This window comes from Streptomyces pseudogriseolus (assembly GCA_002154585.1).
GTDB classification, from domain to species: Bacteria; Actinomycetota; Actinomycetes; order Streptomycetales; family Streptomycetaceae; genus Streptomyces; species Streptomyces pseudogriseolus.
In genome coordinates this window covers 1-6,258 of sequence record MUNG01000542.1, presented here as the reverse complement: position 1 = coordinate 6,258, position 6,258 = coordinate 1, and the positions used below count along the sequence as shown (strand labels likewise).

The following is a 6,258-nucleotide window of genomic DNA, read 5'->3' as shown; positions in this document are numbered from 1 at the left end:
CACCGACCGCCGGCACCCGCCGCCCCATCCACACCGCCTCCGCCCCAGACGGACCCGGTCCCGCGAACCGGCCCGCCGTTGAGACACCGACCGCGTCACCGAAGTAGCCGGCCGCCGGCCCAGAAGCACCGACCGCCGGCACCCGCCGCCCGGGAGCGGCCCGGCGCGGTGGGCCCCGTCGTTCAGACTCCGGCCGGTTCCGCCGCCGTGCCTAGGCCCGTCACCGGGCGGATACCGCCGACCGGGCGGCCTCCGCCGAGGACCGTTTCGCCTGCGAACGCGGTGAGGAGGACGGGGTCCACACCCGCGTGGGTGAGGGCCGCCGCGGTGACCGGGACACGGGCGCGGGCGGCGCCGTCGGCGATCTTCACGGCGACGGCGCGGCCGTCGGGCAGCGCGGCGACCTGGACGCCCTCGAAGCCGTCCTTGGCGAGCAGCCCCGGCACCGCGCGCATCAGCGCGGCCACGTCACGGCCCGTGCCGGACGCCATTTCGGCGTGCGTGCGCATCGCGTCGGCAACCCGGCCCTCGGGGGTGCCGGGCGCCGCGCTCGCGATCCGGGCGGCGGCGCGGGCCAGGCCCTCCAGGGACACCGCGAACAGGGGCGCGCCGCAGCCGTCGACGGTGACCGTGGCGACGCGGCGTCCGGCGAGGTCCTCGACGGTCTCGGCGATCAGCTGCTGGAGCGGGTGGGACGGGTCGAGGTAGTCGTCGACCGGCCAGCCGTTCAGCTTCGCCGTGCACAGCATGGCGGCGTGCTTGCCGGAACAGTTCTGCGCGAGCCGGGAGGGGCCGCGGCCCGCGCGCACCCAGGTGTCCCGGACGGCGGGGTCGAGGGGCAGGTCGGGGACGTTGCGCAGGTGGTCCTCGGTGAGGCCGGCGTGCTGGAGGATGCGCAGGGTCCCGACGAGGTGGCGTTCCTCGCCGGAGTGGCTGGCCGCCGCGAGTGACAGCAGCGCGCCGTCGAGGGGGAGGCCGGCGCGGACCATGGCCACCGCCTGGACGGGCTTGAGCGCGGAGCGCGGGTAGAACGCCGCCTCGGGGTCGCCGAGGCGGAAGACGTCCTCGCCGCCGGCGTCGAGGACGACGACGGAGCCGTAGTGGACTCCTTCGACGACCCCGCCGCGTATCAGGTGGGCGACGGGGGCGTGTCGGGGTGCGCGGACCGGGGGTGCGGCCGCGGGGAGACTGCTGTGCATCACACTGCCTGCGGGTTGTCGTGGCGGGCCTGCTCGGAAGTGGTGCGCGGGCCCGGTGTGCGCGGGGGGCGCACGATGTCGGCGAGGGTGGCCTCGACCCGGTCGAGGTGGTGGGTCATGGCCCGTACGGCGTCCTCCTCGGAGCCGGCGGCCAGGGCCTCGACGAGGGCCCGGTGCTCACGGTCGGAGTGGGTGCGGCGGCCGCCGAGCTCGTTGAGGAAGGCGGACTGGCGGGCCAGCGCGTCCCGGATCTCTTCGATGACCCGCCGGAACACCGGGTTCTGCGCGGCTTCGGCGACGGCGAGGTGGAACAGCGTGTCCAGGGCCGCCCAGGCGGTGGTGTCGGTCTCCCGCTCCATCCGCTCCAGCAGGTCCCGCAGCCGGTCGAGGTCCTCCGGGGTGCGGCGGCGGGCGGCGTACCCGGCGACGGGGATCTCTACGTGCCGGCGGACCTCCATGAGGTGTCCGGCCGTGTAGTCGCCGAAGGTGGGATCCTGCACGGCGTCGGCGACCACGAAGGTGCCCTTGCCGGTACGGGACACGGTCAGGCCCATGGTCTGCAGGGCCCGCAGCGCCTCGCGCAGCACCGGCCGGGACACCTGGAGTTCACGGCAGAGCTCCGCCTCCGAGGGGAGCTTGTCGCCGATGGCGTAGTCGCCGCGCTCGATGGCGTCGCGGAGGTGGCCGAGCACCGCCTCCGTCGCGCTGACGCGCCGCGGTCCCGCACCACCTGTCTGGCTGTCTGACAGGTTCACGGGCCGATCGTGCGGGCAGGCCGCGCGCACTGTCAAGCGCGGACCGCTCCGGGGTGGTGCCGGCCACACCCCCGCCCGGGGGACACCACCCCCCTGTCCTGGGGCTACCCACACCCGCGCATGCGGGGGCCACCGCCATTTCTCGCGCCTCACCCCGCACCCATACTGAAACGCATGGCCAATTCGACGGTACTGACCGGCACTCGTTCCCCGGGCGGAGACGAAAAGCAGACCAACCCTCAGGGGAACGGACCGAAAAGAGGGCGGGAGGGGAATTCCGCGAGAGGGAGTGACTTCTCGGAGCTTTCCCGGCGCATATCCGATGCGGGACTTCTGCGCCGCCGTCCGCTGTACTACACGGTGCGTTTCACCACCGTGGGTCTGGCGCTCGCCGGGAGCGTCGCCGCGTTCCTGGTGCTGGGCGACAGCTGGGGCCAGCTGTTCGTCGCCGCCGCGCTGGCCGTGGTGTTCGGGCAGCTCGGGCTGGCCGCGCACGACCTGGCGCACCGCCAGGTGTTCTCCCGCCGGCGCCCCAGTGAGATCGGCGGCCTGGTGGTGGCCGACGTGCTGCTCGGCATGAGTTACGGCTGGTGGATGAACAAGCACACCCGCCACCACGCGAACCCGAATCACGAGAACAAGGACCCGGACGTCGCCCCCGACATCATCGTGTGGTCACGCAGTCAGGCGCGGCGGGCCAGGGGGCCGGCCCGGTTCATCGGGAAACACCAGGCCGCGCTCTTCTTCCCGCTGCTGACCCTCGAGGGCCTGAATCTGAGTGTCAGCAGTTTCAAGGCGCTGCGGAGTTTGTCGATGAAACGGCCCGTACTGGAGGGCACCCTTCTCGTCGCGCATTTCGCCGTCTATTTCGGGGGTCTTTTCACCCTTCTCTCCCCCGGCAAGGCGCTCGCGTTCATCGCCGTGCACCAAGGGCTGTTCGGTCTCTACCTCGGTTCGGTGTTCGCCCCGAACCACAAGGGCATGCCGATGATCGAGGAGGGGAGCGAGCCGGACTTCCTGCGCCGCCAGGTGCTGACCTCCCGCAACGTCGACGGCGGTGTGCTGACCGACGTGTTCATGGGCGGCCTGAACTACCAGATCGAGCACCATCTCTTCCCCAGCATGCCGACGCCGGCCCTCGCGAAGGCCCAGGTGATCACCGAGCGGTACTGCGCGGAGCTGGGCATCCCGTACTGCCGGTCGGGGCTCGTCGCCTCGTACCGTACGGCGCTGCGCCATCTGCGGCAGGTGGGCGAGCCCCTGCGTGCGGCGGGGCGCTGATCCTACGGCCACACCGTCCCGGCCAGCGCCGCCCCCGCGTAGGCGGCGCCCAGGCCGGCCGCCGTGCTCACCAGGACGTTGGCGGCCGCGTACCCGAGGGCGCCGCTCTCGGCCAGCCGGAGGGTCTCGTAGGAGAACGTCGAGTAGGTGGTGAGGGCGCCGCACAGGCCGGTGCCGAGCAGCAGTTGCGTGCCGGATCCCGCGACGCCCGCGGCGGCGGCCCCGGCGAGCAGGCCGAGGACCAGACTCCCGGCGACGTTGACGGTGAACGTCCCCCACGGCAGCGCCGATCCGGTCCGCGACTGCACCGCCCGGTCCGTGAGATACCGCAAGGGCGCCCCGGCCATGGCGCCGAGGACGACGTACAGCCAGTTCACGCGCGCCTCTCCCCCGCCGCGTCCGAGCCGGTCCCGCGCCGGGGAACGATCTCGCAGCGCTCGAGGAACACCAGCCCCTCCGGGACGAGCGCGTCGACCTCGGGCAGGAAGGCCCGTACCCGCTCCTCGGTGTCGACGACGACGACCGCCACCGGCAGGTCCTCGCTCAGCGACAGCAGCCGGGAGGTGTGCACGAGCGAGGAGGCGCCGAAGCCTTCGATGCCGCGGAACACGCTGGCGCCCGCGAGTCCGGCCGCGTGGGCCCGATGGACGATCTCGGAGTAGAGGGGCCGGCGGTGGCAGGTGTCGCATTCGCCGACGAGCACGGTGAGGCGCAGGGCGCTGTGGGCCGGAGTGGTCATGGCTGCCTCCTGATCAGTGCCCGGCGGGTGACCGTGGTGGCCGCCCACACGGCGGTCAGGGCCACGGCCGGCGTGGCGGCCAGGTAGAGGAGCGCGGGGGCGTGGCGGCCGGCCTCGAACAGCCCGCGGGTGTCCACCGCGTACGTCGAGAACGTCGTGAAACCGCCGAGGACGCCGGTGCCGAAGAACGGGCGGAGCAGACGGTGCGCGGTGCGCGCCTCGGTCACGATCACCATGAAGACGCCGATGACGGCGCAGCCGAGGACGTTGACCCAGAGGATCGTCCAGGGGAAGGAGCCCGCCGGGGTCGGCCACCACACGAGGGCCGCGTACCGGGCCGCCGCTCCGACGCCGCCGCCCACGGCGACCGCGCCGACGACCGGCGCCTGGGAGCGTACGGTGCTGCGGGCACGGGGTCGCCCGGTGTCCGGGGTCGTCACGGTCGCACGTCTCCCACTGGCACGTGATCAGTCTAGTCCGGCGCCCGGGGCCGCGGCGCGGCCCGCGGTCCGCCCCTCACCAGCCCTTTTCGAACAGCTGCGTCACCTCGGCGAGGCGGATCTCGTCGCGGCGGTAGCGCGGGGTGTCGTCCTGGCCGGTGGGGTGGAGGAGGCCGAGGGAGGTGAGCAGGCGGAGGTGGGTGAGGGCCGTGGGGCGGGGGACGCCGAGGCGGGCGGCGACGTCGTCCGCGGTGAGGCCGCGTTCGGCGGTGTCCGGCTCGCCCAGCCAGGCGAGGATGCGCAGTCGTGTCCCGTCGGCGGGAGTCCTCAGCATGTCGTCCACCTCCCCGCCGGGCGTCCTCATCTCCGGCGCCCTCCCACTGTGCCGCGCCCGGGGTCCCCCTGTCCCGCTCCACGGGCAGCTTGTCCGGAGTCAACGCCCTTGCGCGGCACGGAGGTTGAACGGTACAGCGATGGCGGTCGGCGCGCGGGCCCCGTCGGCGGCGAGGCCGCCGGGCCGTTCTTTGAATATCGAACAAATGTTACGGTTCCCGTATGGCAGGGACGACCGACGAGGCGCGGCTCGAGGAACGGTGGCGTGACATCCTCGCCGTGCACGCCCGCACCCAGGGCGAGATAGACCGCGCCCTGCACCCGTACGGGGTGGGCGCCTCCGATTTCGAGGTCCTCGACCTGCTCGCGTCGGCGGCTCCCGCACGCGACGAGCGGTGCCGGGTGCAGAACCTGGTCGGCCGGGTGCATCTGAGCCAGAGCGCGCTGTCCCGGCTGATCGCCCGGCTGGAGAGGCACGGCCTGGTCGAGCGCAGCACCTGCCCGACCGACCGGCGCGGCGTCTATGTGCAGCTCACCGCGCGGGGCCGCGACCTGCACGCCGAGACCTTGCCGGTGCAGCGCGCCGCTTTGGCGCGGGCGCTCGGGGACTGACCTACCGACCTCACCGATCGGCCCGTGCCCCCTACAGGTACGGGCCGACGGTCACCGCCGGCCTCAGGGGCGGGCGAGCAGCGTGCGGACCCCCTCCGAGGTCAGGGTCAGGCGGTGTTCGGAGCTGCCGTCGATGGTGAGGGACAGGTCGTCGGCCGGCCACTGCGCGGCGAGGGCGCCGAGCGGGACCAGACGGTAGCGGGACACGAACGGGAGCAGTCCGGCCATCTCCAGCTCGGAGGTGAACACGGGCACCACCTGGGTGCCTCCCGGCTGCTCCAGCACGGGCAGCGCGACGGCGCCGGGGTCGGCGGCCTCCTCGTCGCCCGCGTCGTCGGGGACCGGGATCAGCACGTCGCTGTTGGCCAGGGCGTCCAGCGCGGCCGTGTCCTCGGTGTTCTCCGACAGTGCGTCCAGGGCCCGCTGCGCGGGCGTGGGGGCGTTGTTCTCGTGCGCGGGTGTTTCCATGACGAATTCCCTGGTAGCGGCGGTTGTCGGCCCGCCCGGGACACACTCCGACCCCGGGCACAGTGAGGGACGCGTACCCGTTCGCATGTCGGGCAACCCTGCGACGCGCGACCGTCCCGCACCGCCCGCCGGACCCTGCCGCACCCCCGCCTCACCCGCGGAACGGACCCCCTCCGACCCCTCCGAGCGGCATGGCTATCATATGAGCACCCTCTAGCTCGAAAGATGATGCTGTGACTGTCAACGAAGACTCGTTCACCAACTGGAAGCACCGCGAGGAGATCGCGGAGTCGATGATCCCGATCATCGGGAAGCTGCACCGGGAGCGTGACGTCACCGTCCTGCTGCACAGCCGCTCCCTGGTGAACAAGTCGGTGGTCAGCATCCTCAAGACGCACCGCTTCGCCCGGCAGATCGCCGGCGAGGAGCTA

At 73.0% G+C, this 6,258-nt stretch carries 9 protein-coding genes and 1 pseudogene; 3 read left to right on the top strand and 7 right to left on the bottom strand.

What is annotated here, in order from left to right; all coding sequences use genetic code 11:
- Positions 1 to 182: 182 nt before the first annotated feature.
- A complete protein-coding gene (locus CCN29_RS32460; protein WP_086686100.1) occupies positions 183 to 1,199 on the bottom strand; it encodes an asparaginase in 1,017 nt (338 codons plus the stop codon).
- Complete coding sequence (locus tag CCN29_RS32455; protein ID WP_051803147.1) at positions 1,199 to 1,954, bottom strand: FadR/GntR family transcriptional regulator; 756 nt, start codon at positions 1,952 to 1,954, stop codon at positions 1,199 to 1,201. Before CCN29_RS32455 ends, CCN29_RS32460 begins: the two co-directional genes overlap by 1 nt.
- 360 nt (positions 1,955 to 2,314) lie before the next feature.
- Here CCN29_RS32455 and CCN29_RS32450 point away from each other — a divergent pair, with 360 nt between their 5' ends.
- Positions 2,315 to 3,235: a fatty acid desaturase family protein gene (locus CCN29_RS32450; protein ID WP_086686098.1), complete on the top strand. Its 921-nt coding sequence runs from the start codon at positions 2,315 to 2,317 to the stop codon at positions 3,233 to 3,235.
- 2 nt (positions 3,236 to 3,237) lie between these two features.
- On the opposite strand, the gene crcB (CCN29_RS32445) is transcribed toward CCN29_RS32450, so the two are convergent.
- From crcB (CCN29_RS32445) to CCN29_RS32430, 4 genes are all read right to left on the bottom strand, one after another.
- Entirely contained in the window at positions 3,238 to 3,612 is a 375-nt protein-coding gene (crcB, locus tag CCN29_RS32445) for a fluoride efflux transporter CrcB (protein WP_086686095.1), read from the bottom strand.
- On the bottom strand, positions 3,609 to 3,974 hold the full coding sequence (locus tag CCN29_RS32440; protein WP_086686093.1) for a DUF190 domain-containing protein: 366 nt from the start codon (positions 3,972 to 3,974) through the stop codon (positions 3,609 to 3,611). Before CCN29_RS32440 ends, crcB (CCN29_RS32445) begins: the two co-directional genes overlap by 4 nt.
- Positions 3,971 to 4,414, bottom strand: a complete 444-nt coding sequence (gene crcB, locus CCN29_RS32435) for a fluoride efflux transporter CrcB (RefSeq protein WP_031016662.1) — start codon at positions 4,412 to 4,414, stop codon at positions 3,971 to 3,973. The genes CCN29_RS32440 and crcB (CCN29_RS32435) overlap by 4 nt, the downstream gene beginning before the upstream one ends.
- 76 nt (positions 4,415 to 4,490) lie before the next feature.
- On the bottom strand, positions 4,491 to 4,748 hold the full coding sequence (locus tag CCN29_RS32430; protein ID WP_031016660.1) for a winged helix-turn-helix domain-containing protein: 258 nt from the start codon (positions 4,746 to 4,748) through the stop codon (positions 4,491 to 4,493).
- Positions 4,749 to 4,969: 221 nt separating this feature from the next.
- Here CCN29_RS32430 and CCN29_RS32425 point away from each other — a divergent pair, with 221 nt between their 5' ends.
- Entirely contained in the window at positions 4,970 to 5,359 is a 390-nt protein-coding gene (locus CCN29_RS32425) for a MarR family winged helix-turn-helix transcriptional regulator (RefSeq protein ID WP_006134510.1), read from the top strand.
- Between the two features lie 63 nt (positions 5,360 to 5,422).
- On the opposite strand, the gene CCN29_RS32420 is transcribed toward CCN29_RS32425, so the two are convergent.
- A complete protein-coding gene (locus CCN29_RS32420; RefSeq protein ID WP_006134511.1) occupies positions 5,423 to 5,827 on the bottom strand; it encodes an SseB family protein in 405 nt (134 codons plus the stop codon).
- A gap of 233 nt (positions 5,828 to 6,060) precedes the next feature.
- Between CCN29_RS32420 and CCN29_RS32415 the strand changes: the two are divergent.
- A pseudogene (locus CCN29_RS32415) lies at positions 6,061 to 6,258 on the top strand (glyceraldehyde-3-phosphate dehydrogenase); the annotation flags it as partial.

Bases quoted from the DNA above. Each gene is read 5' to 3' on its own strand.
- CCN29_RS32420 (WP_006134511.1), bottom strand. From the start codon at position 5,827: ATGGAAACACCCGCGCACGAGAACAACGCCCCCACGCCCGCGCAGCGG.
- CCN29_RS32440 (WP_086686093.1), bottom strand. From the start codon at position 3,974: ATGACCACTCCGGCCCACAGCGCCCTGCGCCTCACCGTGCTCGTCGGC.
- CCN29_RS32430 (WP_031016660.1), bottom strand. From the start codon at position 4,748: ATGCTGAGGACTCCCGCCGACGGGACACGACTGCGCATCCTCGCCTGG.
- CCN29_RS32425 (WP_006134510.1), top strand. From the start codon at position 4,970: ATGGCAGGGACGACCGACGAGGCGCGGCTCGAGGAACGGTGGCGTGAC.
- CCN29_RS32460 (WP_086686100.1), bottom strand. From the start codon at position 1,199: ATGCACAGCAGTCTCCCCGCGGCCGCACCCCCGGTCCGCGCACCCCGA.